The organism is Pseudomonas tensinigenes (assembly GCF_014268445.2).
Lineage (GTDB): Bacteria > Pseudomonadota > Gammaproteobacteria > Pseudomonadales > Pseudomonadaceae > Aquipseudomonas > Aquipseudomonas tensinigenes.
Window position 1 is genome coordinate 4,584,024 of the sequence record NZ_CP077089.1, and the last position, 25,933, is coordinate 4,609,956.

Annotated in this window: 26 protein-coding genes and 1 pseudogene; 13 read left to right on the forward strand and 14 right to left on the reverse strand. The window is 60.7% G+C overall.

Annotated features, from left to right (window positions below):
• Positions 1-12 precede the first annotated feature (12 nt).
• On the forward strand, positions 13-1,035 hold the full coding sequence (locus tag HU718_RS20180; protein WP_186615860.1) for a purine-nucleoside phosphorylase: 1,023 nt from the start codon (positions 13-15) through the stop codon (positions 1,033-1,035).
• 123 nt (positions 1,036-1,158) lie between these two features.
• Here the strand turns inward: HU718_RS20180 and HU718_RS20185 are convergent, their stop codons facing one another.
• The 3 genes from HU718_RS20185 to HU718_RS20195 form a co-directional block, all read right to left on the reverse strand.
• A complete protein-coding gene (locus tag HU718_RS20185; RefSeq protein WP_186615859.1) occupies positions 1,159-2,115 on the reverse strand; it encodes a quinone oxidoreductase family protein in 957 nt (318 codons plus the stop codon).
• Between the two features lie 30 nt (positions 2,116-2,145).
• Positions 2,146-2,319: a DUF1427 family protein gene (locus HU718_RS20190; protein WP_007969534.1), complete on the reverse strand. Its 174-nt coding sequence runs from the start codon at positions 2,317-2,319 to the stop codon at positions 2,146-2,148.
• 224 nt (positions 2,320-2,543) lie between these two features.
• Positions 2,544-3,326 carry an AraC family transcriptional regulator gene (locus HU718_RS20195; protein WP_186615858.1) on the reverse strand — a complete coding sequence of 261 codons (783 nt, stop codon included), beginning with the start codon at positions 3,324-3,326 and terminating at the stop codon, positions 2,544-2,546.
• Positions 3,327-3,462: 136 nt separating this feature from the next.
• Between HU718_RS20195 and HU718_RS20200 the strand changes: the two genes are divergently transcribed.
• A complete protein-coding gene (locus HU718_RS20200) occupies positions 3,463-3,690 on the forward strand; it encodes a DUF6555 family protein (protein WP_007919026.1) in 228 nt (75 codons plus the stop codon).
• A gap of 38 nt (positions 3,691-3,728) precedes the next feature.
• The gene (locus tag HU718_RS20205; RefSeq protein WP_150708692.1) at positions 3,729-4,001 is read left to right on the forward strand and encodes a hypothetical protein; all 273 of its coding nucleotides are present in this window, start codon (positions 3,729-3,731) and stop codon (positions 3,999-4,001) included.
• Positions 4,002-4,024: 23 nt separating this feature from the next.
• On the opposite strand, the gene HU718_RS20210 is transcribed toward HU718_RS20205, so the two are convergent.
• From HU718_RS20210 to HU718_RS20220, 3 genes are all read right to left on the reverse strand, one after another.
• A complete protein-coding gene (locus HU718_RS20210) occupies positions 4,025-4,192 on the reverse strand; it encodes a metallothionein (RefSeq protein WP_103307310.1) in 168 nt (55 codons plus the stop codon).
• 964 nt (positions 4,193-5,156) lie between these two features.
• Entirely contained in the window at positions 5,157-5,609 is a 453-nt protein-coding gene (locus HU718_RS20215; protein WP_150709039.1) for a DMT family transporter, read from the reverse strand.
• A gap of 3 nt (positions 5,610-5,612) precedes the next feature.
• Positions 5,613-6,098: a DMT family transporter gene (locus HU718_RS20220; protein WP_016987941.1), complete on the reverse strand. Its 486-nt coding sequence runs from the start codon at positions 6,096-6,098 to the stop codon at positions 5,613-5,615.
• Between the two features lie 113 nt (positions 6,099-6,211).
• Between HU718_RS20220 and HU718_RS20225 the strand changes: the two genes are divergently transcribed.
• Positions 6,212-7,147, forward strand: a complete 936-nt coding sequence (locus HU718_RS20225) for a LysR family transcriptional regulator (protein ID WP_102902413.1) — start codon at positions 6,212-6,214, stop codon at positions 7,145-7,147.
• A gap of 208 nt (positions 7,148-7,355) precedes the next feature.
• Here HU718_RS20225 and ctpM read toward each other — a convergent pair whose 3' ends face one another.
• The gene (gene ctpM / locus HU718_RS30100; protein WP_095121129.1) at positions 7,356-9,038 is read right to left on the reverse strand and encodes a methyl-accepting chemotaxis protein CtpM; all 1,683 of its coding nucleotides are present in this window, start codon (positions 9,036-9,038) and stop codon (positions 7,356-7,358) included.
• 198 nt (positions 9,039-9,236) lie between these two features.
• A complete protein-coding gene (locus HU718_RS20235; protein ID WP_095121127.1) occupies positions 9,237-10,553 on the reverse strand; it encodes a Na+/H+ antiporter family protein in 1,317 nt (438 codons plus the stop codon).
• A 1,400-nt stretch (positions 10,554-11,953) separates the two neighbouring features.
• Between HU718_RS20235 and HU718_RS30025 the strand changes: the two are divergent.
• Both HU718_RS30025 and HU718_RS30030 read left to right on the forward strand, forming a co-directional pair.
• Positions 11,954-12,100, forward strand: a pseudogene (locus HU718_RS30025) (HAMP domain-containing protein); the annotation flags it as partial.
• Positions 12,101-12,202: 102 nt separating this feature from the next.
• A complete protein-coding gene (locus HU718_RS30030) occupies positions 12,203-12,958 on the forward strand; it encodes a methyl-accepting chemotaxis protein (RefSeq protein ID WP_371044236.1) in 756 nt (251 codons plus the stop codon).
• Between the two features lie 251 nt (positions 12,959-13,209).
• Here HU718_RS30030 and HU718_RS20245 read toward each other — a convergent pair whose 3' ends face one another.
• Genes HU718_RS20245 through HU718_RS20260 form a run of 4 tightly spaced genes read right to left on the reverse strand, consistent with a single transcriptional unit; the run spans position 13,210 to position 15,811 of the window.
• Entirely contained in the window at positions 13,210-14,523 is a 1,314-nt protein-coding gene (locus HU718_RS20245) for a sensor histidine kinase (RefSeq protein WP_186615857.1), read from the reverse strand.
• The gene (locus HU718_RS20250) at positions 14,520-15,188 is read right to left on the reverse strand and encodes a response regulator transcription factor (RefSeq protein WP_007915592.1); all 669 of its coding nucleotides are present in this window, start codon (positions 15,186-15,188) and stop codon (positions 14,520-14,522) included. Before HU718_RS20250 ends, HU718_RS20245 begins: the two co-directional genes overlap by 4 nt.
• 3 nt (positions 15,189-15,191) lie before the next feature.
• Positions 15,192-15,503 (reverse strand): PepSY domain-containing protein, encoded by a 312-nt coding sequence (locus tag HU718_RS20255; protein ID WP_064118601.1) that lies wholly within the window; start codon positions 15,501-15,503, stop codon positions 15,192-15,194.
• Positions 15,503-15,811: a PepSY domain-containing protein gene (locus HU718_RS20260; RefSeq protein WP_186615856.1), complete on the reverse strand. Its 309-nt coding sequence runs from the start codon at positions 15,809-15,811 to the stop codon at positions 15,503-15,505. Before HU718_RS20260 ends, HU718_RS20255 begins: the two co-directional genes overlap by 1 nt.
• A 244-nt stretch (positions 15,812-16,055) precedes the next feature.
• On the opposite strand from HU718_RS20260, the gene HU718_RS20265 reads away from it, so the two are divergent.
• The 5 genes from HU718_RS20265 to codA all read left to right on the forward strand — a co-directional run bounded on the left by HU718_RS20265 (position 16,056) and on the right by codA (position 21,371).
• Positions 16,056-17,135 (forward strand): patatin-like phospholipase family protein, encoded by a 1,080-nt coding sequence (locus tag HU718_RS20265; RefSeq protein ID WP_186615855.1) that lies wholly within the window; start codon positions 16,056-16,058, stop codon positions 17,133-17,135.
• A gap of 85 nt (positions 17,136-17,220) precedes the next feature.
• Positions 17,221-17,577 carry a 6-carboxytetrahydropterin synthase QueD gene (queD, locus tag HU718_RS20270; protein ID WP_007915588.1) on the forward strand — a complete coding sequence of 119 codons (357 nt, stop codon included), beginning with the start codon at positions 17,221-17,223 and terminating at the stop codon, positions 17,575-17,577.
• A 201-nt stretch (positions 17,578-17,778) separates the two neighbouring features.
• Positions 17,779-18,591 carry an alpha/beta fold hydrolase gene (locus tag HU718_RS20275; RefSeq protein ID WP_186615854.1) on the forward strand — a complete coding sequence of 271 codons (813 nt, stop codon included), beginning with the start codon at positions 17,779-17,781 and terminating at the stop codon, positions 18,589-18,591.
• Between the two features lie 245 nt (positions 18,592-18,836).
• Positions 18,837-20,108: a cytosine permease gene (gene codB, locus HU718_RS20280; protein WP_186615853.1), complete on the forward strand. Its 1,272-nt coding sequence runs from the start codon at positions 18,837-18,839 to the stop codon at positions 20,106-20,108.
• A 15-nt stretch (positions 20,109-20,123) separates the two neighbouring features.
• Positions 20,124-21,371 (forward strand): cytosine deaminase, encoded by a 1,248-nt coding sequence (gene codA / locus HU718_RS20285; protein WP_186615852.1) that lies wholly within the window; start codon positions 20,124-20,126, stop codon positions 21,369-21,371.
• Positions 21,372-21,390: 19 nt separating this feature from the next.
• Here codA and HU718_RS20290 read toward each other — a convergent pair whose 3' ends face one another.
• Positions 21,391-22,566, reverse strand: coding sequence for an aromatic ring-hydroxylating oxygenase subunit alpha (locus tag HU718_RS20290; protein ID WP_186615851.1), 1,176 nt, complete (start codon positions 22,564-22,566; stop codon positions 21,391-21,393).
• A gap of 250 nt (positions 22,567-22,816) precedes the next feature.
• On the opposite strand from HU718_RS20290, the gene HU718_RS20295 reads away from it, so the two are divergent.
• On the forward strand, positions 22,817-23,470 hold the full coding sequence (locus HU718_RS20295; RefSeq protein ID WP_150731504.1) for a carboxymuconolactone decarboxylase family protein: 654 nt from the start codon (positions 22,817-22,819) through the stop codon (positions 23,468-23,470).
• Positions 23,471-23,535: 65 nt separating this feature from the next.
• Here the strand turns inward: HU718_RS20295 and HU718_RS20300 are convergent, their stop codons facing one another.
• A complete protein-coding gene (locus tag HU718_RS20300) occupies positions 23,536-24,516 on the reverse strand; it encodes a diaminopimelate epimerase (protein ID WP_186615850.1) in 981 nt (326 codons plus the stop codon).
• A gap of 244 nt (positions 24,517-24,760) precedes the next feature.
• Here HU718_RS20300 and HU718_RS20305 point away from each other — a divergent pair, with 244 nt between their 5' ends.
• A complete protein-coding gene (locus tag HU718_RS20305) occupies positions 24,761-25,912 on the forward strand; it encodes an MFS transporter (RefSeq protein WP_186615849.1) in 1,152 nt (383 codons plus the stop codon).
• Positions 25,913-25,933 lie beyond the last annotated feature (21 nt).

The window sequence follows — 25,933 nt, forward strand, 5'->3', positions numbered from 1 at the left end:
GAGGAGTTTTCCATGCAAGCAATGATGCGTTTGACCTTCGCCGGTGCGGCCCTGCTCTCCTCCACCGCGTGGGCGGCCGAAGCACCGATGCAACCGAAAGTCGTACTGATCACCATGTTCGCCCCCGAGGCGCAGCATTGGATCGACCGCCTGCAATTGAAGCAGGAAATCCGCGTGGCGGGCCTGTCCGCCGAGTACCCGAGCATCCGCTGCAACGCACAGCAGGTGTGCCTGTTGACCACCGGCATGGGCCAGACCAATGCGGCCGCCTCGACATTGGCGTTGGCGCTGTCGCCGAAATTCGACCTGCGCAAAAGCTACTTCCTGATCGCTGGCATTGCCGGGATCAGCCCGAAACACGGGACTATCGGCACCGCCGCATGGGCGCATTATCTGGTGGAATTCGGCACGCAATGGGAGATCGATTCGCGGGATGCGCCGTCGAGCTGGCCGACCGGGTATCTGGGCATCAACACCAAGGGGCCGAACGAAAAACCGCCGCTGGACTACAAGACCGAAGTCTTTGAACTCAACCCGAAACTGCAGGCCAAGGCGTTCGCCCTGAGCCATAAAGTCGAACTGAGCGAAAGCAAGGAGTCCGCCGCGTGGCGCCTGAAATACCCGTCGGCCCCGGCCAATCAACCACCGGTGGTTACCCGTTGCGACACACTGGCCGGCAACACCTGGTTTTCCGGCACGCGCCTGAGCGAACGGGCCGAGGTCTGGACCAAGTTACTGACCGACAACAAGGGCGAATACTGCACGACGCAGCAGGAAGACAATTCGACCTATGAGGCCTTGCTGCGTGCCGGTCGTGAAGGTCTGGTCGACGTGCAACGCCTCGCCGTGGTGCGCGCTGGCTCCGACTTTGACCGCCCGGAGCCGGGTGGCAGTGAAGTGGACAACCTGCTCAAGTACGCCGATCAGGGCGGTTTTGTGCCGGCGCTGGAGAACCTCTATCGCGCGGGTAATCCGCTGGTGCAGGACATCCTGAAGAACTGGTCGGCATGGGAAAACGGCGTCCCGCAAACCTAAGCCCAACCCCCATCTAATGTAGGAGTGAGCCTGCTCGCGATAGCGGTGTGTCAGTTTAATCATGAGTGACTGATACACCGCTATCGCGAGCAGGCTCACTCCTACACGGGGTTTTGCGGTGTATCAGGGAATGAGGATGACCTTGTCACCGCTGCCCTGATTCACATCCGCATAACGCTGAAGACCATCAGCCAACGGCGCCTCGACCAACCCTTGCGGCAACGGCAACAACCCTTCATCAAAGAACCGCCCGAACTGCTCGAGCATCGCCGCACACGCTTCAACTCCATACAACAACGAATTGATCCCGACCACCGAACCACCCTTGCGATACAGCGCCAGTGCCGGCAATTGCACATGCCCATCGACCGGCGCGGCGATGATCGCGATCCGTCCGAAGCTAGCCAATGCCGCCACCGACGCTGGCAACCAGAAACCGGTGGTGTCGAAGATCACATCGGCGCCGCCGCGATACACCGCATTGACTTGCGCACCGAGGTCTTCCGGCTTATCCAGCTGGATTGTCTGATAACCCTGCGCATGCAACTCCGCCACCTGCTCCGGGCGCCGCGCCGCCGCCAGCAACTGCGCGCCACGCACCTTCGCCAGCGCCAATGCAGCGGTAGCCACCGCTCCGCCGCCGATCACCAGCAAACGGGTTTCGGCCGTTACCAGACTGCGTTCCAGCGCATCCCACGCCGTGGTGTACGGCACGCCGAGGCTGGCGGCCTGGGTGAAACTCAGGTGCGAAGGTTTGTGTGCGACGCCATTGGCTGGCAGTTTGACGAATTGCGCGTGAGTGCCGTCGGCGAAAAAGCCCAGCTCACGGCCGGTGCCCCAGACCTCCTGACCGATCAACGCCTGCGGGCCTTCGACGACGACGCCGGCGAAATCGCGACCGGGAATTCGCGGCAGCGTGGTGTAGGGAAAACGGCCGAGGACGTTTTTCACATCGCTGGGATTCAGGCCGGCAGCCTTGATCTGTACCAGCACTTCGTCAGCGCCGGGTACCGGGGTCGGCACCTCGACATAGCGCAGGGAAGACAGGTCGCCGGTTTTATCGAATTGCAGTGCTTTCATGGGGACATCCACCAAAGGAAAAGAGGAAATTCAGGACAACCAACCCGCGACCAGCTGTCGGCCCATCGGCCACAACTGTTCACCGGCGAGCATGCCGAGCAAACCCACCAACGCGATGGCCGGTGGCGCGGGAGAACGGAAATCCAGCGCGCCGTACAACAGGCCGACGCCCAGACCGATGGCCAGCGAAATCAGGTAGTTCATGGGGAGCAACTCCGCCCGTGGAAAGGAATGGGCAGAGTTTAGGGAACTGGCCGGGATGGCATCGGCCAAGGACTTCTGAATTTCGGACAAGTATCAGATGCACACCACAGAACCCTGTGGGAGCGAGCCTGCTCGCGAATGCGGTGTGTCAGTGAAGGATGAGTCAGCTGATCCACCGCATTCGCGAGCAGGCTCGCTCCCACATTGGATCTGCGCTGGTTTGATTAATCTTGTTCCACTATGAATTGCGAGGGGGCCACACCCAATTCGCGGCGGAACATGTCACTGAAACTGCTGGGCGAGTAGCCGAGCTCCCGGGCAATCACACTCACCGCCACGCCCTGAATCAACTCTGCCACCGCCGTCGCCAGCTGCACCTGCCGCCGCCACTCGGCGAAGCCCATGCCGAGGCTGTCCTTGAACAACCGCGCCAGCGTGCGCACGCTGGCCCCGGCATTTTCCGCATGCTGTTCGAAAGGAATCTCCAGCGACGGCGCCGCCATCACTGCCTGACACAGATTCATCAAGCGCCGGTCGGAGTCATCCGGCATCGGGATCTTCAACTGCGAACGCCTTGCGCGTTTCAGCTCCAGCAACGCCAACCCGACGAGTGCCTCGTAATACGCCGGATCCCCGCTATCACCCTGCTCCACCAGCCCGACGATCAACTCGCGCAGCAAACCACCGACCTCGATCACCTGCACCATCTGATCCAGCGTCGCCGCCAGCGCCGGACGCAGGTAGATATTGCGCATCTGCAGATCCGACACCACCCGAATCCCGTGCGGCACACCCGGCGGCAACCACACCGCCCGCTGCGGCGGCACCACTAGCGCTTCGTGCGGCGTCTCGACCCACATCACCCCGCTCATCGCATACAGCAACTGTCCCCAGACATGCTCATGTGGCTCGATAAACAAGCCACGCGGATACGTGCGCGCCACACGTTGCACGGGCACATCGGTATCACTCAGATCAGGCGGTGCGGCGAGGGCCATGGCGAGCATTCATTGGGGATGGCGGGAGCACCATGGTAACCAGTGCGCCACGGCGTCGCCAACGATAGATACCGTCGGACAATCCGAGTGAATTTTCCCGATGCGCCGCGATCCCTCTATTACCACAGGGAGGAATACGGGCTTTATGAACAACGCAAAACTGTATGTCATCGAATACACCCTTCACGGCACGCCCAAGTCGTTCATTATCCGCTCGGACAAAATGGACAACACCGAGGCGTGGCATTGGGCGAGTTGCGACGCCGGGGTCGGCCGCATCCCGCGTTTTGGCCGTGAGAAGGTGCAGAAGACCAGCAAACCGATGGCGGAAAAATTCGGCGTGGAAAACGTTGTGTGGCGACCGACCAGCTAAGCTCAGCTGGTGATCGGCATCATTCGGGGGAATGCACCATGAGCAACATCATCAGCCCGGCGCATCTGGACTACGGCCTTGATACGTTGTTCGGGCGGATCACCAAAAGCGTGGATTGCCGCGTTGGGCTGGAGGCGGTCGTAGATGATCCGTTTCGCTTTGCCCTGAGAGTGCCGGCGCCGCTGCCGGAAGACCTCGACCAGGCGAAAACCGTGGTGGTCAGGGTTGAAGGGCGAAGGCTGCAAGGTACGGTGCGGCATGCGGAGCGGCTGGATGATGAGAGCCTGAAACTGGAAGTGGAGCCTGATTAGGCTCCACTTTTTTATGGGTGCTGTTATTTGGGATGCGCGCAGTGGCAGCCTTTGCTTGAGCATTCCTCGCCACTCTTGTGGTGGTGAGCGCAGGCTTCACAGCAATAGTGTTTGCCGTGTACTGCGTAGGAATGGTCGCCTTCCTTGATTGTGCATTTGCATCCGGGGCAATCGCATTTTCTATCAGGCATGGGGGCAGACTCCTTGGGTGGTGGTTGTCTGGGGCTTGATGGGCAAGCCTTAATAACCATTGTAGGAGCTGCCGCAGGCTGCGATCTTTTGATTTTGTTTGGGGTTGGGATTGGGGGCATATCCGTTGCTGCGGGTGTTGCCGCTGGCGGTTTCGCTCTTACAGCGAGTCACCTTTTCCAAACGCCGAAAAGGTAACCCAAAAGGCTTTGCCCCAGCGTACGGCACTTCGCTGAGGCTCAGTGTTCCCTCGCTACGGTGTCCATCCGGGGGCATCGCCTACGGTTTGCTTCGCTGCACCTCCTCTCGATGAATGCGGCTGCGCCGCACGGCGCTGCGCGCCTACCCCCCGGATGAACACCTTCGCTCGGCCTGCCGAAGGGGCAGAAAATCAAAAGCCAAAGCCAGATCAAAAGCCAGATCAAGAGCCCCTCACCCTAGCCCTCTCCCGGAGGGAGAGGGGACTGACGGTGGTGTTTGGGAGAGGTACGCCGACGTGAAATACCGAGTCGAACTCAGATCTTGAAAAACACCCAAATCGGCCCCCTCTCCCTCTGGGAGAGGGCTGGGGTGAGGGACAAATCCACCACAAATCAAAAGGCCGAACACCCGCGCTCTTCACCACTCAATAGGCCGAGTGTCAGCTCGCCTGCTTTTGATCTTGATCCACGGGCGACGTCGGAAGGCTGAGTGGAGGGATTGATCCGGGCGTGGGAGCGCAGCGACCGTTTGGCGCAGCCAAACACAGCGAGAGGAGGTGCAGCGCAGCAAACCGGAGACGCTGCGCCCGGATCGATCCCGGAGCGAAGGAACCCCGAGCCCCAGCGAGCGGGCCGCACGCAGGAGCAAGCCTTTTTGGTTACTTTTTCGGCGTCTGGAAAAAGTGACCCGCCGTAAGGGCGGAACCCTAAGCCGCCGTTACCGCAGCAACGGATATGTACTCAACCCAACCCAACCCAACCCAACTCACCCAGCCTGACGCGAACTCCTATACATAAACACCAAAGCCACCCCCAAACACCCCATCGCCAAAATCCGCGAACCAGACAGCTCAATCGCCGGATTCCCCAACCAGCCAAAATTATCAATCAACATCCCCATTCCCAACTGCCCGACAATCACCGCCACCGTCGCCACAGCCGTCCCCACCACCGGCACCGCCCCGACCATCACCATCATGTACACCACGCCAAACAGCGCCCCGGTCAACTGCCACTTCGGCACATCCAACAAACTCACCGCATGCGCCGGCTCAAAAAACAAAATCAACAAACCGGTCGAAACCGCGCCCACAACGAATGTCAGCAAACTACTGCGCAACACCCCAACGCTCTCGCCCAGACGCCCATTGATCGCCGCCTGCACACTCAACACCGCACCGGCCAACACCACCACCGCCAACAAAATAACCAGACTCATCACTCACCCCCGCGCAATCAAAACAAGTGCCACCACAATCAACCCCAACGCCAGCCACCGCTCGGCATTGACCTTCTTGCGCGTCGCCCCGAACCAGCCGAAATGGTCAATCAACACACTCTTGCCCACCTGACCCGACAGAATCGCGATCATGGTCATGGCAATACCGATATGCGGCGTCGCCAGGGTCAACACCACCACGTACATCGGCCCCAAAAAACCGCCAATCAATTGCCAGCGCGGCAGATCAGTCAGTGCCGGGCCTTTTTGCGGGCCAGCGAACAACAGCAGCAAAAACAGAATCGCCGAACCCACACCAAAAATGCTCAAAGTCGCCCACAGATGCCCGACCTGCACACCCAATGGCCCGAGCAACCCCGCCTCCACCGACAAGCCCATGCCCGCGAGAATCACCAGCGGCAGCAACAACAAGCGCAATCCGGATTTCGTCGCCGGTGCACTGACACTCACCTCATCCAACGTCTGCATAAACAACATTCCACTCAAGTAAACGATGGCGCGGATTATCGGCTGGCCAAGCTGTGCGATAAATGGGAGCATCCGGACAACACTTTTGCGCAACTCGCACAGCAGGACGAACGATGCACGGGCTCAACGAACTCGGATTCAAAGCGCTAAGGCTGTTTGTCGCGGTACTCGACCACGGCAGTTTCTCCGAAGTGGCCCGCCGTGAAGGCGTGGCGCCCTCCTCGATCTCCCGGCAGATCCAGTTGATGGAACAGGCGCTGAACCAGCAATTGCTCTACCGCCACACCCGCGCCGTCACGCCGACCGAAGCTGGGCGCATGCTCGGTCACCATGCGCGGCTGGTGCTGGTACAACTGGAAGAAGCCGAACAGGCGTTGCAGGAGCAGCAAAGCGAACCCACCGGTCTGGTGCGCATCAACGCCCCGGTGGTGTTCGGCCAACGGCATCTGACGCCGTGGCTGGGCCAGTTGTGCGCGCGCTATCCGAAGCTGCAACTGGATATCCAGCAGACTGACCATTACGTCGACCCGCTTCAGGAAGGCGCGGATCTGCTATTTCGCATCGGCCCGTTGCACGACTCGAGCATGCAGGCGCGGATTGTGGCGCCGCATCGCTTTCAGGTCGCAGCCAGTCCGGCTTATCTCAAGCGCCACGGTACGCCGCAGAAACCCGAAGATCTGGCGCAACACCAATGCCTGGCTTACAAAGGCGCGACCGGCCAGCAGCGCTGGTTTTTCCGCCGCGATGGCGAGGACTGGACGCCGTATTCGGTGAGAGGTCCGATCACCGGCAACCACGCTGACACCCTCACCCAAGCGGCCGAGCAAGGTTTGGGGCTGGTGATGTTTCCGTCGTGGCTGATTGGTGAGGCGGTGCGCGACGGCACGCTGGTGCCGGTGCTGGGGGAGTATCAGGTGTCGAACAGTCTGGAGCCGCAGCAGATTGCGGTGTTGTGGCCGGGGAGCCGGCGGTTGTCGGTGAAGGTGCGGACGGTGATTGATTTCTTTATCGAATGCTTTGGCGAAGTGCCCTACTGGGATAGACCTTGAGGAGCTGAAGATCAAAAGCCCCTCACCCTAGCCCTCTCCCGGAGGGAGAGGGGACTGATTGGGGGATGCTGTGGAACTACGCCGACCTGAAACAGCTTTACCGAATCCATAATCGACTGAATCTTTCAGGTCGATGTATGACGCAAGACACCTCGGTCAGTCCCCTCTCCCTCGGGGAGAGGGCTAGGGTGAGGGGCTTCTCAAGCTGTCAAATACGGAACTGGCCCACGAGTTTGCCCAAGCGCTGCCCCAGCTCCGCCAGACTGCGTGACGTCTGCGCACCCAACTGCGTTTCATCAGCCACGTTATCCACCGCCACCGCAATCTGATGCACGCTGCGGTTGATCTCTTCGGCCACCGCCGTCTGCTCTTCCGCCGCGCTGGCAATCTGCGCGTTCATCGAGTTGATCGTCGCAATCAACGATGCCATCGCGTCGAGCGAAGCGCCGGCCTGATTGGCTTGCTGTGAAGTGCCGTCACCCGCCTCGCTGGAGCGGCGCATCGCTTCCACGGCCTGCTGCGTACCCGCCTGCAAACGATCGATCATCCCCTGAATTTCCTGGGTACTGATCTGCGTGCGACTGGCCAATGCCCGCACTTCGTCCGCCACCACGGCAAACCCGCGTCCAGCCTCACCGGCGCGCGCTGCTTCAATCGCCGCGTTCAATGCCAACAGGTTGGTCTGCTCGGCAATCGAACGAATCACCCCCAGCACGCCAACAATCGACGTCACGTCCTGCTGCAGGCTGTCGAGCGACACGCCGCTGCTGCGGATGTCATCGACCAGCGCATGGATCTGTTTGATGCTGCCGGCCACCACGCGCTTGGCGCTCTGGCCTTCTTCGTCGGTCTGCTGGGCGGCGACGGCGGCGTTCTGCGCGCTCTTGGCCACTTCTTGTGCGGCGGCGGACATTTCATTGATGGCGGTGGCGACCTGATCGGTTTCGTGACGCTGACGCTCCATCGCCTGATCGGAACGCTGGGCCTGATCGGACACTTGCGTCACCAGCCCGGTCAGTTGCGTGGTCATCTCGGTGATCTGCCGCACCAGGCCATGGATCTTGTCGACGAAGCGGTTGAACGAGCCAGCCAGTTCGCCGAGTTCGTCCTGACTGGTGATGTTCAGTCGGCGGGTCAGATCGCCCTCACCCGCCGCGATGTCATCAAGGTTGGCTTTCATCAGGGTCAACGGACGCAAAATGGTATTGGCCAGCAGCATCCCCGCTGCCGCAATCACCAACAGCACTACCACCGCCACGCCGACGATGCTCAGCACCACGCCTTGCACACGTTCCTGCACCTGCGCTTCGACCAACGCCACTTGTGCCTCGATGCCGTCGAGGTTGACCGACGTACCGACCGCCATGTCCCACTTCGCCAGGTATTCGGTGTAGCCGAGTTTCGGCACCAGCACCTTGGCATTACCCGGCAACGGCGAGCTGTACTGCAGATAGTGCGTGCCGTCCTTCGCCACTTTAACCAGACCGAGATTGACGTAAACGCCATTCGGATCGCGGTTGTCCTTGAAACTTTTGCCCACGCCTTCGGGGTCGTTGGCCTTGAACAGGCGCACGGTCTCGGAGTCGTAGCCGAAGAAGTAGCCGTCCTTGCCGTAACGAATGCCCGACAGCAGTTTGATCGCTTGCGCGCGCGCCTCGTTATCACCCGGCGCGGCCGCGTCGTACAGCGGTTTGATCGTGGTCATGGCCACGGCGACGTAACTTTGCAGAGTGGCTTTGGCATCGCCGAGCAGGCGTTCGCGGGTCTGTTCGACCTCTTTGTGCGCCTGTTCCTGGAGGATGAACAGCGTGGTCAGGCTGATGACCAGCGCAAAGAGCAACACCGGGAGAACGGCGAGGGAGAGGACTTTAGCCTTGAGGCTCAGGCGCATTGTGGGAGCTCACTCTTTTGGTTTTATTGGCGTGGTTAAAGGCTTTAACGGCACGTCATCACAAAAGTTGAGCACAGCAATCACCCCATCCCCCTGTGGGAGCGAGCTTGCTCGCGAAGGCGTCGTGTCAGTCAACCCTTAAGTCACTGATACACCGCTTTCGCGAGCAAGCTCGCTCCCACAGGAGATCGGTGGGGTTCAGAGAACCATCGCGGCCACCCAGCCGAACGCCAGCAACGGCAGGTTGTAGTGCAGGAACGTCGGCACCACGGTGTCCCAGATGTGGTGATGCTGGCCGTCGATGTTCAGCCCGGAGGTCGGGCCCAGCGTCGAATCCGAAGCAGGCGAACCGGCATCGCCCAGCGCGCCGGCGGTACCAACGATGCAGACAATAGCGATCGGACTGAAGCCCAGTTGCACGCACAGCGGCACGAAAATCACCGCCAGGATCGGTACGGTCGAGAAGGACGAACCAATGCCCATGGTCACCAGCAACCCCACCAGCAACATCATCAAGGCACCGATGCCCTTGCTGTGATCGATCCACGCCGCCGACGTTTGCACCAGTGTCTGCACTTCCCCGGTGGCCTTGATCACTTCGCCGAAACCGGAAGACGCGATCATGATGAAGCCGATCATCGCCATCATCTTCATGCCTTCGGTAAACAGATCATCGGTCTCACGCCACTTGACGATGCCGGACGCCGAGAAGATCAGAAAGCCAGCCAGCGCGCCGATAATCATCGAGTCCAGCAACAACTGAATAATGAACGCGGCGGCAATCGCCACACCGGCAATCATCAGGCTGAGCGGGTTGTACTGCACCGCCACCTGTTCGACTTGCTCGATCTTCGCCAGGTCATAAACGCGTTTCTTGCGGTAGCTGATAAAGGCAATGCCCAGCCCCACCAACATGCCCAGCGCCGGAATGCCCATGGCGTGGGTGACGTTGATGCCACTGATGTCGACGCCACTGCGCGCAACATTCGCCAACAAAATCTCATTGAGGAAAATGTTACCGAAGCCTACCGGGAGGAACATGTACGGCGTGATCAGACCGAACGTCATGACGCAGGCGATCAAGCGACGGTCGAGTTGCAGCTTGGTCAGCACATATAGAAGCGGCGGCACCAGCAACGGAATGAACGCGATGTGGATCGGCAGGATGTTCTGCGAAGCGATCGCCACCACCCACAACAGGCCGATCAGCAGCCATTTGACACTGCCGCCGCCCGTCGCATGTTGACGGTCGACCATCGCCAGCGCCTTGTCGGCCAAGGCGTGGGCCAGGCCCGACTTGGCAATCGCCACGGCGAAAGCGCCGAGCAACGCGTAGGACAACGCCACCGTCGCACCACCGCCCAAGCCACTGTTGAAAGCCTTGAGTGTGGCATCGATGCCCAGGCCACCGGTGAGGCCGCCGACCAGCGCGCCAACGATCAAGGCGATCACTACGTGCACGCGGGACAGGCTGAGAATCAGCATGACGCCGACTGCCGCTATGACTGCATTCATTTCACTACCTCAAAAAACACTGCGGTGGAAAACCGACCGCCAGACAGAATGAGTCCGCCAAAGCTTAACCGGCGGATTTGCAAAGAGGGTCTTATTAGAAGGGCGCGCACTGTGAATGAAGCAGCGGCAAGCTGCAAGTCACAAGCGGCAAGCTTTTGCGTTTTTTCACTTGCAGCTTGCGGCTGGAAGCTCAAGAAAGCTGCTCTTGGGCCGTTACAGTGCAAAGTCTCAGATATTTATCGAATAAGGACGTCTCCATGTCGCTCAGACAACTTTCCATCCAATGGAAAATCACCCTGCTCGCCGGCCTCTGCCTGGCCGGTATTGTGACCCTGTTGGTCGGTCTTTCGCTGTATCGCATGGAGCACAGTTCTGCACTGGTGAAAGCTTCGAGCATGGAAATGCTCACCGAGTCGGCGCAAGCGCGCATCGAGTCGCAAGGTGAAGTGCAGGCCGCCGGCATTCGCCAGCAGTTCATGGACGCCTATCAATATGGCCACGGCTTCTCGCGGCAGGTGCTGTTCCTGCGCGAACAAGCCGAGAAGCGTTTCCTCGATGCCTTCGACCTGCGTGAGGATATGACCCGTCAGGTCAAATCGGCGCTGCAAGCCAACCCGGACTTGCTCGGTCTGTCGCTGGTGTTCGAAGCCAACGCCTTGGACGGCAAGGACGAATTGTTCGCCGGCCAAGCCGAATTGGGCAGCAACGACAAGGGCCGTTTCGCCCTGTACTGGTCGCAACCGACGCCAGGTAAAGTCACCTCGATGGCCCTGCCGGAAAGCGACATGGCCGACACCAGCACCGGCCCTAGCGGCCAAGCCGCGAACGCCTGGTTTACCTGCCCGCGTGCCACGCTCAAGCCGTGTGTAATCGAACCGTACTTCTATGTGATCGACGGCCAGAAGGTGCTGATGACCAGCATCGTCTTCCCGCTGATGGTCAACGGCAAAGTCATCGCCTCGCTGTCGGTCGATATCAACCTCAACAGCCTGCAAGCGATCAGTCAGGGCGCGAGCAAGAAGCTCTATGACGGCCAGACCGCCGTGAGCATCATCAGCCCCGCCGGCCTGCTCGCCGGTTACAGCCCGGACGCCGGCAAACTCAGCCAGCGTCTGGATGCCGTGGACAAAATCAGCGGCGCCGAACTGCTGAGCAAACTCGCTTCCACCAGCAGCGTCAGCAGCCTGCACAGCAACGGTCAGTTGAAAGTGCTGTCGCCGTTCCCGCCGATTCCCGGCGGCCCGTCGTGGGGCGTTTTGCTCGATGTACCGGAGAAAGTGCTGGTCAGCCGTGCCGAAGCGCTCAAGCAACAACTGGACGCGAGCAACAACTCCGGCACGCTGATCGAATTGAGTCTCGGCGTGCTGGCCGCGCTAATCGGCTTGCTGCTGGTGTGGCTGATGGCGCGCAGCGTGACCAAACCGATCCTCGGCGTAGCACACATGCTCGAAGATATCGCCAGCGGTGAAGGTGATCTGACCCGCCGTCTGGCCTATGACAAAAAGGACGAACTCGGGCAACTGGCCGGTTGGTTCAACAAGTTCCTCGACAAGTTGCAGCCGATCATCGCCGAAGTGAAACGCTCGGTGCAGGACGCGCGCAACACCGCCGATCAGTCCTCAGCGATTGCGACCCAGACCAGCGCCGGCATGGAGCAGCAATATCGGCAGGTCGATCAGGTCGCCACTGCCTCCCACGAAATGAGCGCCACCGCACAAGACGTCGCCCGCAGCGCCGCGCAGGCTGCCGAAGCGGCCAAGGATGCTGATCGCGCGACCCGCCAGGGCCTGACCGTGATCGACCGCACTACCGCGAGCATCGACACCCTCGCCGCCGACATGAGCGCGGCGATGGTGCAAGTCGAAGGTCTGGCGGCCAACAGCGAGAAGATCGGCGCGGTGCTGGAAACCATTCGTGCCATCGCCGAACAAACCAACTTGTTGGCGCTCAACGCCGCGATCGAAGCGGCGCGTGCCGGTGAGGCCGGCCGTGGTTTTGCCGTGGTCGCCGACGAAGTCCGCAACCTCGCCCGCCGCACACAGGAATCGGTGGAAGAGACCCGTCAGGTCATCGAGCAGTTGCAGAGCGGTACGCAGGATGTGGTCGGGTCGATGGGCAACAGCCATCGTCAGGCTCAGGGTAGCGTTGAACAGGTTGGCCAGGCCGTGACCGCGCTGCGCCAGATTGGCGACGCGGTGACGGTGATCAGTGACATGAATCTGCAGATTGCCAGCGCCGCTGAAGAGCAGAGTGCGGTGGCCGAGGAGATCAATAACAACGTGGCGACGATCCGTGATGTCACGGAGTCGTTGTCCGGTCAGGCGAATGAGTCGGCGCGGGTGAGCCAGTCGCTCAATAGTCTGGCGAATCAGCAGCAGAGTTTGATGGATCAGTTTCGGGTGTGATTCTGGATTGGCGGGGTGTCAGTTGGATTCCCCCCCTCACCCCAGCCCTCTCCCCCAAGGGGGGCGAGGGGGAAAGGGAGCCGATCTCCGTGCCATTCAAAACCTGAGTTCGGCTCGGTATTTCAGGTCTCGGGGAAGCTTTCAAAACCTGAGTTCGACTCGGTATCTCACGTCGGCGTACCTCTCCCAAACAACGCGGTCAGTCCCCTCTCCCTCTGGGAGAGGGTTAGGGTGAGGGGCTTCTAAAAGACTCACCGCCGAGGCAACTCGATCACCACCTTCAGCCCGCCCCACTCACTTTCCCCCAACACCAGCAAGCCGCCCCAGGTCTCGACAATATCGCGGACAATCCCCAGCCCCAACCCATGCCCGTGGGTCTGCTCATCCAGCCGCGTGCCCCGGCTGAACACCTCAGTGCGCTGCTCTTCGGGAATCCCCGGGCCGTCATCTTCCACGCTCAGGGCAAAGCCATCCGAACGCTCAATCACACTCAGACGTACTTCGGCATCCGCCCACTTGCAGGCGTTGTCCAAAAGATTGCCGAGCAACTCAAGCAAATCCTCACGATCCCACGGCAACTGCAACCCCGCCGGCGCGACATAACTCAACGCCAGATGCTCGCCGTGAATCATGTTCAACGTAGCGAGCAACCCCGGCAATTCCGCATCGCAATCAAACAGTGCCCCCGGCAACGCATCACCGGACAGCCGCGCACGGTTCAACTCGCGATTGAGCCGCTGCTGCACCTGCTCCAGCTGTTCCTTGAGCACCTTGCGCAACTCGGGATGCGCATCGAGTTTTTCGCTGGAGGCCAGACTCAACAGCACCGCCAGCGGCGTTTTCAACGCGTGCCCGAGATTGCCCAAGGCATTGCGTGAACGCTTCAGGCTGTCTTCGGTGTGCGCGAGCAAATGGTTGATCTGCGCCACCAGCGGTTCCAGCTCCACCGGCACCTGATCATCCAGTTGCGAGCGCTGACCCTGCTGCAATTGCGCGATCTGTTCGCGAGCCCTTTCCAGCGGTTTCAGCGCGCGGCGCACGGTCAAGCGCTGCAAGAACAGAATCAGCAGCAACGCCGCCAGCCCAAGGCCGAGGCCGATCTGGCGCATGCGCTGAAAGCTCTCGCGCACCGGCGTGTAATCCTGCGCGACGCTGATCGAAATCGACTGGCCCAAACGTCGATAATCCGAGCGCAGCACCAGCAACTGCTGACCGTCCGGGCCCAGTTGCAGGTTGCTGTGCAGACCGGGATGGTCGAGCAACGGCAGGTCCTGATCCCACAACGAACGTGAGCGCCAATGGCTTTCGGCAAAGTCGATCCGGAAGTAATGCCCGGAAAACGGCCGCTGATAGGCCGGTGACAAATGCCGCTCATCCAGTTGCAGGCCTTGCGGCCCGCGCACCAATGCCACCAGCAGACTTTCGCTGTCGTTGCGCAGACCGGCTTCCAGGTAGCGCTGCAAACCCACTTCGAACAACCACAGACTGGTTTGCGCCACCACTACACCGACGACCACCATCACGCTGATCAAACCCAGGCTCAAGCGGCGCTGGATCGACCTCACGAAGCTTGCCCGCCGAACAGGTAACCCTGGCCGCGACGGGTTTCGATCACGCTTTTGCCGAGCTTGCGCCGCAGATGATTGACGTGCACTTCGAGGACGTTGGAGTCGCGCTCGGTTTCACCGTCGTAGAGGTGTTCGGCGAGGTGGCTTTTGGAGAGGATCTGCTCAGGGTGCAGCATGAAATAGCGCAGCAGACGGAATTCGGCAGCGGTCAGTTGAATGTCGGCGCCGTCGCGAACCACGCATTGCCGACCCTCGTCCAGATGCAGGCCGGCCGCCTGCAACGTCGGCTGATTGGCCTGCCCTTTGGAGCGGCGCAACAACGACTGAATGCGCAGTTGCAGCTCTTCAGGATGGAACGGTTTGGTCAGGTAATCATCGGCACCGGCCTTCAGGCCTTCGATGCGCTCAGCCCAGGAATCGCGCGCCGTGAGGATCAGCACCGGAATTGCCAGACCGCCGGCGCGCCACTGCGCGAGCACCTCAAGCCCCGGCACGCCCGGCAGGCCGAGGTCGAGAATGATCAGGTCATACGGCTCGCTGCTGCCCTGATACAGCGCATCACGACCGTCCGCCAGCCAATCCACAGCGTAGCCTTGGCGTTGCAGGCCGGCGAGCAGTTCGTCGGCCAGCGGTACATGGTCTTCCACCAATAGCAAACGCATCGATCAATCTTCCTTGTCTTTCACAAGTTCGCCGGTATCGGCCTTCAAATGCAGCTCACGGGCGACACCTTCGACGGTGAGCAACTCGACTTCATAAATGTAGACGTCGTGTTTTTCTTCCAGCTCGACTTCCAGCAACTTTGCGCCGGGATAGCGATCCATCGCCTGCTGCAGCACTTGCTCCAGCGGCAGGATCACGCCCTGCTTGCGTAGATTCAGGGCTTCGTCCGGACCGAGGTCGCGAGCCATCGCCGTCGAGCAACACATCACCAGCGCCAACGCCGTGCGGCGGGTGGCGCGAACATTAACCTTCATTACGTATCCTGATGATCCTTGAGAACCTGCCCAGTCACCGCGTCTAATTCCAGATCCCACTCCTGCCCCTGCGGATCGCGCATTTCGATCTGGTAGATGTACTTTCCGTACTGCTCTTCCAGCTCGGTGTCGGTGATCGTCGAACCCGGGTGTTTGGCCAACGCGGTGGCGTTGAGCTTCTCGAAGGTGACGATAGTACCAGCGTCGCGCAGACGCAGGGCTTCGTCAGGGCCGAGATCGCGGGCATGGGCGAGGCTGGCGGTGCAGCCGATGATCGAGGCAATGGACAGGGCAGTCAGGGTTTTCATGGGGTCTCCGTATTTTTATGTGTTGCTTACGGTGGGCACCTTAGCGGGATGAACTTAACTGAAACTGAATTGCCATCATTGCCCCAGCTCAACACCTTACCTCCTTGTGGGAGCGAGCCTGCTCGCGAATGCGGTGTGTCAGTCAGTAATGAAGTGTCTGACCCACCGCATTCGCGAGCAGGCTCGCTCCCACAGGGGACATCATGGGTCTATAATCCTTCGCTTGCTAACGATCGAGACTGGTATGACCGCCATCCACATCAAATTCCCCGCCCTCACCCTCAAGGCCGGCCCGCGGGCCATGGCGCGTATTCGTGCGCAAGGCCTGAACGCAGCCGACGTCGGCACCCTGCCCGGCGCCGCCGGTGGGCCGAAGGCGTTGGGGATTCAAGGACTGGATCTGGCGCTGTTCGGTGAATGGCTGCCCGGCGCGCCGCGCGAACGCTCGTTGATCGGCGCCTCGGTCGGTTCCTGGCGCTTTGCCAGCGCGTGTCTGCCGGACGCCGCCGAAGGCATACGCCGCCTCGGTCAGCTGTACGCCGAGCAGAATTTCAACAAAGGCGTGACCATGGCCGAGATCAGTCAGAGCTCGCAACGCATGCTCAACGACCTGCTCGACGGCCGCGACGCAAGCATCCTCGACAACGCGCATTACCGCCTGAACATCATGGTGGTGAAAAGTCAGGGGCGTCTGGCCGATGATCATCGCGGCCGCCTCGGTCTGGCGCTGGGCTCGGTGATTGCCGACAACTTACGCGGTCGCGCGCGGCTGTCGCGACATTTTGAACGACTGATCATCCACGACCCGCGCCTCGCCCCGCCGGTGAATGCGCTGAACGATTTCCCGTCGCGCTTCGTCGCCCTGAATGCCGGCAACCTGCGTCAGGCCTTGCTCGCTTCGGGCTCGATCCCGATGGTCATGGAAGGCGTACGCGACTTGCCGGGCGCCGGTGCTGGCACGTTCCGCGATGGCGGTCTGCTCGATTATCACCTCGACCTGCCGTACAGCGGCGACGGCATCGTGCTCTATCCGCACTTCACTGATCGGGTGATTCCCGGCTGGTTCGACAAGACCCTGCCATGGCGCAAGGCCTCGGTGGAGCGCTTGCAGGACGTGCTGTTACTCGCGCCGTCGAAGGAATATCTGGCGCGCCTGCCCTACGGCAAATTGCCTGACCGCAACGACTTCAAACGCTTCATGGGCGATGCGTCGAGCCGGCAGAAATACTGGCACGCAGCGATGGACGAGAGCCGTCGCCTCGGTGACGAGTTCCTCGAACTGACTGCCAATGGTCGCCTCGCCGAGCGCTTGCTGACCCTTTAGTCAGCACGGCCAAACACAAGCTGGTAAACTCGCCGCCTGCCCGAATCGCTGCGGCGAACGCCATCTGAACAGAGCTGAAAATACCGTGGAAATCTTCAAAGAATTTACCTTCGAGTCCGCCCACCGCCTGCCGCACGTCCCGGACGGCCACAAGTGCGGGCGTCTGCACGGTCACTCGTTCAAAGTGGCGCTTCACCTCAGCGGCGACCTCGATCCGCACACCGGCTGGATCCGCGATTTCTCCGAAATCAAAGCGATCTTCAAGCCGCTGTACGAGCGTCTCGATCACAACTACCTGAACGACATTCCCGGCCTGGAAAACCCGACCAGTGAAGTGCTGGCCAAATTCATCTGGAATGAAATGAAGCCGCTGCTGCCGGAACTGAGCGCGATCCGCATTCACGAGACGTGCACCAGCGGTTGCATCTATCGCGGTGAATAACTTCTGACACCCCAACTATCCCTGTGGGAGCGAGCCTGCTCGCGAAGAGGGTGTGTCAGCGGACATTGATATCGACTGACAGACCGCTTTCGCGAGCAGGCTCGCTCCCACAAGGAAACAGTGTTTTGCCAGAGAACAGCCTTCACGGCTGTTTTTTTACGCCTATGCTTTTTGGCTCCCACCCGCCAAGAGGACAGGCCGATGACGGACTGGCTGCTGGATCAGGTCTTTGACTTCAACGGCCGACAGATTCGCTACGCCATAAGCGGCGACGGCCCGCCGCTGGTGTTCGTGCATGGCACGCCGTTTTCGTCGTACGTGTGGCACCGGATCGCGCCGCACTTTTTCGCCACGCATCGCGTGCATTACTTCGATCTGCTGGGTTACGGGCACTCCGAGCAACCCGACGCCGACGTCTCCCTCGGCGTGCAAAACCAACTGCTGGCGCAGTTGCTCGAGCATTGGAATATTGCAAACCCCGACGTCGTCGCTCACGACTTCGGCGGCGCCACCGTCCTGCGTGCGCATCTGCTCAACGGCAAGGATTACCGCAGCCTGACCCTGATTGATCCGGTGGCATTGTCGCCCTGGGGTTCGCCGTTCGTGCAGCATGTGCGTCAGCATGAGGCGGCGTTCAGTGGTCTGCCCGACTACATCCAGCGTGCCATTGTGCCGACCTATATTCGCGGGGCGATTCACCGCGAGATTACCGACGACGAACTGGCGCCCTACGTGCAGCCGTGGCTGGGCGAGCCGGGGCAAGCGGCGTTCTACCGACAGATTGCGCAGATGGATGAGCGCTATACCCGTGAGGCAGAAAGCTTGTACCCGACGATCCGCTGCCCGGTGCAGATTCTCTGGGGTGAGGACGATCAGTGGATTCCCATCGAGCGTGGCCGAGCGTTACATCAAATGATCCCGGGATCACAATTCCACCCGATTGCCCACGCCGGCCACCTCGTCCAGGAAGACGCCCCAGAAGCCATCGTCGCCGCCCTGCTGCGCTTTCTCTAAACCAACACAAATCCCCTGTGGGAGCGAGCCTGCTCGCGAAAGCGGTTCATCAGTCACAGCAAATATCGTCTGACACACCGCCTTCGCGAGCAGGCTCGCTCCCACATTGGGCCCAAGTGCATTCAGGTGCACCGCTTTCGCGCCAATCCGCGCGGCTCGTCTATACATAACCCGCGCCATCCGGCATTTGGCACGACCACTGCAACCCTCCCCCGCGTCTCCTCTATTCCAGCAAGGACCGCCCCATGACGCAGAACGATCCCGGCAACGATTACCCCCTCAGCGAAGTCCCCATGCATGCACGCAAAGGCCTGGCCTCGACGGCGATGGTGTTACTGGGCTTCACGTTTTTCACCGCAACCATGTTTGCCGGCGGCAAGCTGGGCGTGGCGTTCAGTTTCGGCGAAATGATGGCGGTGATCATCGTCGGTAATCTGCTGCTCGGTCTCTACGCGGCAGGCCTCGGCTATATCGCTTTCAAAAGCGGCCTCAACTCGGTACTGATGGGCCGTTTCTGTTTCGGCGAAGTCGGCAGCAAGCTCAGCGACCTGATCCTTGGTTTCACCCAGATCGGCTGGTACGCCTGGGGCACCGCGACGGCTGCCGTCGTGATCGGTAAATATTTCAATCTCGACGAAGGCACGGTGCTCGGGCTGATGGTGCTGTTCGGTCTGCTGTTCTGCGCCACCGCTTACGTCGGTTATCGCGGACTGGAGATTCTCTCGTACATCGCGGTGCCGGCGATGATGTTGCTGCTGATGCTGTCGATGTGGGTGGCGACGGTGAAAGTCGGCGGTTTCGAAGGTTTGCTCAGCGTCGTGCCAAGCGGCTCGCTGGACTGGTCGACGGCGATCACTCTGGTGTTCGGCACCTTCGTCAGCGGCGCGACGCAAGCAACCAACTGGACGCGTTTCTCGCGCTCGGCGCGGGTCGCGGTACTGGCCAGCCTGATCGGTTTTTTCATCGGCAATGGCCTGATGGTGCTGATTGGCGCATACGGCGCCATCGTCTACCAACAACCGGACGTGGTTGAAGTGCTGCTGTTGCAAGGTTTCGCCATGGCCGCGATGGCCATGCTGTTGCTGAACATCTGGAGCACCCAGGACAACACCATCTACAACTTCGCTGTCGCTGGTTGCAACCTGCTGCGCACCGGCCGACGCAAAACTGTGACCCTCGCCGGCGCAGTGATCGGCACCCTGCTCGCGCTGCTGGGCATGTACGACATGTTGGTGCCCTATCTGATTCTGCTCGGCACGGTGATTCCGCCGATTGGCGGGGTGATCATGGCGGACTTTTTCTACCGCTGGCGCGGGCACTATCCGCGTCTGGCCGACGCACGGTTGCCGGCGTTCAACTGGCCGGGCCTCGGGGCCTATGCGGTCGGCACCGTCGCCGCGTTCAGCTCGCCGTGGGTCGCGCCGCTGGTAGGGATCGCCGCTGCCGCGCTAACGTATGTCATCGTTACCGGCGTGCTCGGCGCTCGCAGCGCGAGCGCGCCACTACAAGACTTATAAAAAAGGATTCGCCTGATGCACATCATCAACGCCCGTTTGCGCAACCAGGACGGTTTGCACGAATTGCACCTTGAAGACGGTCTGATCCGCAGCATCGCCCGGCAGACCGAAGCGCCCACTCTCGGCCCGGATGACCTCGACGCCGGCGGCAATCTGGTGGTGCCGCCTTTCGTCGAACCGCACATTCACCTCGATGCCACCCTCACCGCCGGCGAGCCGCGCTGGAACATGAGCGGCACGCTGTTCGAAGGCATCGAGTGCTGGGGCGGGCGCAAGGTCACCATCACCGAAGAAGACACCAAGACCCGCGCGAAGAAAACCATTCAAGCCCTGGCCGCCCACGGCATTCAGCACGTGCGCACCCATGTCGACGTCACCGACCCGCAACTCACCGCGCTCAAAGCCATGCTCGAAGTGCGCGAGGAAAGCCGTCACCTCATCGACCTGCAAATCGTCGCGTTCCCGCAGGAAGGCATCGAGTCGTTCCGCAATGGCCGCGAGCTGATGGAAGAGTCGATCCGTATGGGCGCGGACGTGGTCGGCGGGATTCCGCATTTCGAATACACCCGCGATCAGGGCGTCAGCTCAGTGAAGTTCCTGATGGACCTGGCCGAGCGCACCGGTTGCCTGGTCGATGTGCATTGCGACGAAACCGACGACCCGCATTCACGCTTCCTCGAAGTGCTCGCCGAAGAGGCGCGCAGCCGCGACATGGGTGCCCTCGTCACCGCCAGCCACACCACGGCGATGGGTTCTTACGACAACGCCTACTGCGCCAAACTGTTCCGTTTGCTCGGGCATTCCGGAATCAGTTTTGTCTCCTGCCCGACCGAGAGCATTCACCTGCAAGGACGCTTCGACAACTTCCCGAAACGCCGTGGCGTAACGCGCGTCAACGAATTGCTCGAAGCCGGGATGAATGTGTGTTTCGGCCAGGATTCCATCGTCGATCCGTGGTATCCGCTGGGCAACGGCAACATCCTCCGAGTGCTCGAAGCCGGACTGCACATCTGCCACATGCTCGGTTATCGCAACCTGCAAAGTGCGCTGGATCTGGTCACGGATAACAGCGCCAAAGCCATGCACCTGGGTGAGCGCTATGGACTGGAACAGGGGCGGCCGGCGAATCTGCTGATTCTGTCGGCAGACAGTGATTACGAGGTCATTCGCAGTCAGGGCTTGCCGCTGTATTCGATTCGAGGCGGCAAAGTGTTGATGAAGCGGCAGATGCCGGTGGTGGAGTTCAACCAACTGCCCGGTTGAGTATCCGGCATGCGCACTGTCACCGAACCGACTCGGATAACCCCATGCGCTGATCCGTCAGCGCTTGCTGGATCACTCGGTGGAAATGCTGCAGAGCCGGTTCATTCCTTCCGAACGTCAGGTGTGTCTGCGCACCTGACGCAATGCCCTGCTGTATTTTCGTGCTGACCTCGAAGTCCTCGCCGTCCACCGTTTCCAGCAGCAGCTTCATGTTCTTGTCCCAGAGATCGCGCTCACGTTCTGTGGTGGCTGCATGCGGGGTATACAGCGCGACCTGCGCCAGGCAGGCGCCGGGCGTTTGCGGCTTCGGGAACACCCGCCAGATTTCAAGGTGATCGCGCTGCCAGAGCAGTAGCGTATTGGGAAAAAGAAAATAAATGACCAGCGAATGCTTGAGTAGATTCCACTGTTCGGGAGGTTGATCGCGCAGCGTCAGAATGCTTCGTCGCGGCATGATCAGACGCGCATCGTTGCCAAAGGCCTCGAAATGGCTGACCGCTGGAAGAAAAATCGACGCCACGGTTTTCTGATGCAGAAACGGGAAATGCCAGTTCTCGAAAAACGTCTCCAGTGCATTTTTCCAATTGAACGGTTTCTCGAGCAATCGCGTTTCATACAGAGAAAAGTTTTCCAGGCGCAAATGAGCCATTTCCGTATCAAGCGTAGTCAATGGCCGCTGTGCACTGCCCGCTTGTCCGGGCTCCCGGGCAACCCATATCAGACCGTGCCGTTCGAACACCGGCAAACTCCGCAGATTGCGCTCGGCGCACGTCAGGCCCGAAAAACTGCCGGCCGGCATCAACTGCACAAGCTGGCCTTGAAGGTTGTACATCCAGCCGTGATAAGGACAAGTCAAAGCGTTTTTCAGCGTCCCTTGCCCCTCGACCAGTCGCGCGCCGCGATGCCGACAGACATTGATGAACGCGTTCAATGTGCCATCGGCCGCGCGAATGATCACGATGGGCACGCCACTCAAGTCATCCGTCAGATAAGCCCCCGGATGGTCCAAACAGGCACTCAATCCCATCAACAACGGATAGGCACCGAACAGACCGGCCTGTTCCAGTGCCAACTGGTGCGCACAGTGATAAACGGACACCGGATTGAGAAACGGCGCGTCCGCCAGGCTGGTAGAGCCCTGATCCAGCAGGCTGAATATTTTGCGCACAAGTAACACTTGCGTTGGATGATCCATCATCGCCTCCGAATACTGATCGGGCATCGACACAGCTGGAGTCTTTGCGATTGAACTGTTCCCCTTTTAAGCGCAATTCGAGCATCCGTAAACTGTAAGAACTAACAGGTTCGCGCCCGCAAAACTTGAGCTAAGGTGTGAGGGCCGCCATCGCAACGGGCCGCACACCCCCTCTCGGATGTACGCTTTTTCATGCTGAAGTTCGTGCGTAGTTGATCAGCCGCCATCCTCATTCGCTTGAGGACTCGCCATGAAACACAACCCTCACTCCCCTCCCATGACCACGCTGTATACCGAAGGTCGCCAGACCTTTGTCGAACTTGTACCTGACGGCGGTGCCCGCCTCGACGCGTTGTTTCATACCGTACCCGCGTTGGGAGAACTGGCAGTCGGTGTTGTATACGGACATCTGCATGCACGACCCGGACTCGACCCGCGCCTGCGTGAAGCCGTGTCATTCGCCGCGATCGTGGCCTCAGGCATGATCGGCCCGCCATTGAGCGTCCATCTCAAGACGGGGCTGGCCTCGGGACTGGCGCCGGGCGAAATGACCGAAGTGCTGCTGCAGGCGTCGGCATTCGCGGGGTTTCCCCGAGCGGTGAGCGCGGCCGAGCAACTCAATCGACTGTTCGACGAGGCCGGCCTGATATCGCCTCCCGCACCGACGCCGCGTGAGGTGGCTTTGGCGTTCTGTGAGCTCGTGCGCGAAGGGCAAGCGCCGATTCCTGTCAGTACCGCAGTGAAACGCCAGTTGAAGCATGCCCGCAGCCTGTCGCTGCTGGCGACATCGGCGCACTCGGTGATCGTTGAATGTTTTGAACAGCAGTCGACCGCGCAAGCCTTGCTACGACTCGAGGTGCAGGGCGAAGCCGTGACGAGCGTAACGCTGTTCAAGGCTCACTGACCTCGCGCCGGCACGGCTTCGCCCCAACGTTCTGCCGACACTGGCGCACGCTGCGCCTGCAACGGTTATACGATCAGGCGGGCGGTGCCGAACAAGCTGACACGCAGCAATTCACCGTGGACCTCTTCCAGCAGAATCGGCGCCGTGCCGCCGGGCATGACGACGTGTACGGCGCCACCTGTGACCCAACCGACCCGCCACGCCGCTGACGCCACCGCGCTGGCACTGGTGCCTGAGGAGGCAGTCGGCCCTTCGCCGCGTTCGAACACCCAGGCAACGATGCGTTGTGTCGCCTCACGCGCGGCCCATTGCAGATTGACGCCCGCCGGGCAGGGCTGCCCGGCGCCGGCCGGCATGGCGTAAGCGATCCGGGTCAGCCCCTCACTCAATGGCGACTCACGCATCTGCTGATTGTCGGGCAATGCGCCCTTGTCGCTGAGCAGTGTCACGCAATGCGGGTTGCCGATGCGTACGAACTGGCTATGGGCCCACGACGGATCGAGCTGCACCAACGGTTGCACAGCGCTGACATCCCGACCGTTGAAACCGACGGTTGGCGTCCACGATGCGTCAACGGCATCAGGTCCGAATACGGGTTGACCGAGGTCCAGCCAGAAGCCCCGAACGCCTTCGACCTCGGCAGGTTTTACCGAGGTTTCCACCGGCTCACCCTTGTCATGATGAACGCGCAACAGCGCACCCTGCTCCGCCATCCAGCCTTGCGCGGCGAGAAACTCAGAGAAAATCGTCAAGCCATTGCCACTGCGTTCGGCCAGCGAGCCATCGGTGTTGACGATCAGCACCTCGAACGGCGGTGAAGCCTGGAACGGACCGATCAACAGACCGTCGCTGCGGTGGGATTTGCTGTTCGCTGGACGCTGACATTCGGGCCAGTCACAACACAATGTGATGGCTGCGCGGCTCCAGATCTGTCTCGACGAAGCACACTGCGCGGCACTGGCCGGTAAATCAATGCCCGCCTCGCGAAGTGCCTGCGGCGAAATCACCCCGTAAATATTGCCCCGTGCATCGTAGAACTGCGTCATCACCGGCCTTTGCTGTTAAATCCCCTGAAGCCGCCACTGTAAAACGCAATCCCTTGTGGGAGCGAGCCTGCTCGCGATAGCGGTGTGTCAGTCGACATTTTTTTCAACTGGCGCACCGCTATCGCGAGCAGGCTCGCTCCCACAGGTTAGGATGTCGGCTGTACGTCCTCGCATGACTGACGATCGAACCTCGACGCTCAATCACTGTCCTTCGGGGACGCGAAGTTTTTTGCCAAGGATCGATATGACCAGCCTCACCCCTCAAGACACCTTCGTCCCCGGACGCCTGCAACAGATGTCCACGCGCATCGCCTTTTTCATCGCCGGGCTCGGCATCGCCGCGTGGGCGCCTTTGGTGCCGTACGCCAAGGCCCGCGCCGGACTGGATGAGGGCACGTTGGGGTTGTTGCTGTTGTGCCTCGGCGTCGGTTCGATTCTGGCGATGCCGCTGGCGGGGATTCTGGCCACGCGCTTCGGCTGCCGGCGTGTTGCCACTGGCGGCACGTTATTGATCTGCGCGGCGCTGCCGTTACTGGCGACGGTGTCGTCGATACCGGCGTTGATCGCCACGCTGTTCATGTTCGGTGCGGGCCTGGGCACGGTGGATTCGACGGTGAACCTGCAAGCGGTGATCGTCGAACGCGCCAGCGGCAAGAACATGATGTCGGGCTTTCATGGACTGTTCAGTCTGGGCGGAATTGTCGGCGCGGCGGGTGTCAGCGCCCTGCTCGGCCTTGGCTTGACGCCGCTCGCGGCCATGCTGGTGGTGGTCGTGGTGTTGATCGCGGCGCTGTTCAAGTGCGTGCCGCACATGTTGCCTTACGGCAGTGAAAGCTCGGGCCCGGCGTTCGCCATCCCCCATGGCATCGTGCTGTTTATCGGCGGAATGTGCTTTATTGTCTTTCTCACCGAAGGCGCGGCGCTGGACTGGAGTGCGGTGTTTCTGGCGCAGGAACGCGGAATCGACACGGCGTACGCGGGGATGGGTTATGCGGCGTTTGCATTGACCATGACGGCCGGGCGTTTGATGGGTGACCGGATTGTGCGGATTGTCGGTGCAACGCGGATCATTTTGTTCGGTGGTCTGTTGGCAGCGGCCGGTTTGTTTCTGGCGACGTTTGCTCCGAGCTGGGAAGCGGCGCTGGTCGGTTATGCGCTGGTCGGCGCTGGCTGTTCGAACATTGTGCCGGTGCTCTACACGGCGGTGGGCAAGCAGACGGTGATGCCGGAAAGCATCGCCGTGCCGGCGATTACCACGCTCGGTTATGCAGGGATTCTGGCCGGGCCGGCGGTGATCGGCTTTGTCGCCCATGCCAGCAGTTTGAGTTTTGCCTTTGGCTTGATGGCGGTGCTGTTGGTCGCGGTGGCCATTGGCGGAAAAGTCCTTAAAGTCTAAAAGCTTCGCGAGCAGGCTCGC

Coding starts and splice junctions, on each gene's coding strand:
- HU718_RS20180 (WP_186615860.1), top strand. CDS start 13: ATGCAAGCAATGATGCGTTTGACCTTCGCCGGTGCGGCCCTGCTCTCC.
- HU718_RS20185 (WP_186615859.1), bottom strand. CDS start 2,115: ATGAAAGCACTGCAATTCGATAAAACCGGCGACCTGTCTTCCCTGCGC.
- HU718_RS20190 (WP_007969534.1), bottom strand. CDS start 2,319: ATGAACTACCTGATTTCGCTGGCCATCGGTCTGGGCGTCGGCCTGTTG.
- HU718_RS20195 (WP_186615858.1), bottom strand. CDS start 3,326: ATGCTCGCCATGGCCCTCGCCGCACCGCCTGATCTGAGTGATACCGAT.
- HU718_RS20200 (WP_007919026.1), top strand. CDS start 3,463: ATGAACAACGCAAAACTGTATGTCATCGAATACACCCTTCACGGCACG.
- HU718_RS20205 (WP_150708692.1), top strand. CDS start 3,729: ATGAGCAACATCATCAGCCCGGCGCATCTGGACTACGGCCTTGATACG.
- HU718_RS20210 (WP_103307310.1), bottom strand. CDS start 4,192: ATGCCTGATAGAAAATGCGATTGCCCCGGATGCAAATGCACAATCAAG.
- HU718_RS20215 (WP_150709039.1), bottom strand. CDS start 5,609: ATGAGTCTGGTTATTTTGTTGGCGGTGGTGGTGTTGGCCGGTGCGGTG.
- HU718_RS20220 (WP_016987941.1), bottom strand. CDS start 6,098: ATGCAGACGTTGGATGAGGTGAGTGTCAGTGCACCGGCGACGAAATCC.
- HU718_RS20225 (WP_102902413.1), top strand. CDS start 6,212: ATGCACGGGCTCAACGAACTCGGATTCAAAGCGCTAAGGCTGTTTGTC.
- ctpM (WP_095121129.1), bottom strand. CDS start 9,038: ATGCGCCTGAGCCTCAAGGCTAAAGTCCTCTCCCTCGCCGTTCTCCCG.
- HU718_RS20235 (WP_095121127.1), bottom strand. CDS start 10,553: ATGAATGCAGTCATAGCGGCAGTCGGCGTCATGCTGATTCTCAGCCTG.
- HU718_RS30030 (WP_371044236.1), top strand. CDS start 12,203: ATGGAGCAGCAATATCGGCAGGTCGATCAGGTCGCCACTGCCTCCCAC.
- HU718_RS20250 (WP_007915592.1), bottom strand. CDS start 15,188: ATGCGTTTGCTATTGGTGGAAGACCATGTACCGCTGGCCGACGAACTG.
- HU718_RS20255 (WP_064118601.1), bottom strand. CDS start 15,503: ATGAAGGTTAATGTTCGCGCCACCCGCCGCACGGCGTTGGCGCTGGTG.
- HU718_RS20260 (WP_186615856.1), bottom strand. CDS start 15,811: ATGAAAACCCTGACTGCCCTGTCCATTGCCTCGATCATCGGCTGCACC.
- HU718_RS20265 (WP_186615855.1), top strand. CDS start 16,056: ATGACCGCCATCCACATCAAATTCCCCGCCCTCACCCTCAAGGCCGGC.
- HU718_RS20275 (WP_186615854.1), top strand. CDS start 17,779: ATGACGGACTGGCTGCTGGATCAGGTCTTTGACTTCAACGGCCGACAG.
- codB (WP_186615853.1), top strand. CDS start 18,837: ATGACGCAGAACGATCCCGGCAACGATTACCCCCTCAGCGAAGTCCCC.
- codA (WP_186615852.1), top strand. CDS start 20,124: ATGCACATCATCAACGCCCGTTTGCGCAACCAGGACGGTTTGCACGAA.
- HU718_RS20290 (WP_186615851.1), bottom strand. CDS start 22,566: ATGGATCATCCAACGCAAGTGTTACTTGTGCGCAAAATATTCAGCCTG.
- HU718_RS20295 (WP_150731504.1), top strand. CDS start 22,817: ATGAAACACAACCCTCACTCCCCTCCCATGACCACGCTGTATACCGAA.
- HU718_RS20300 (WP_186615850.1), bottom strand. CDS start 24,516: ATGACGCAGTTCTACGATGCACGGGGCAATATTTACGGGGTGATTTCG.
- HU718_RS20305 (WP_186615849.1), top strand. CDS start 24,761: ATGACCAGCCTCACCCCTCAAGACACCTTCGTCCCCGGACGCCTGCAA.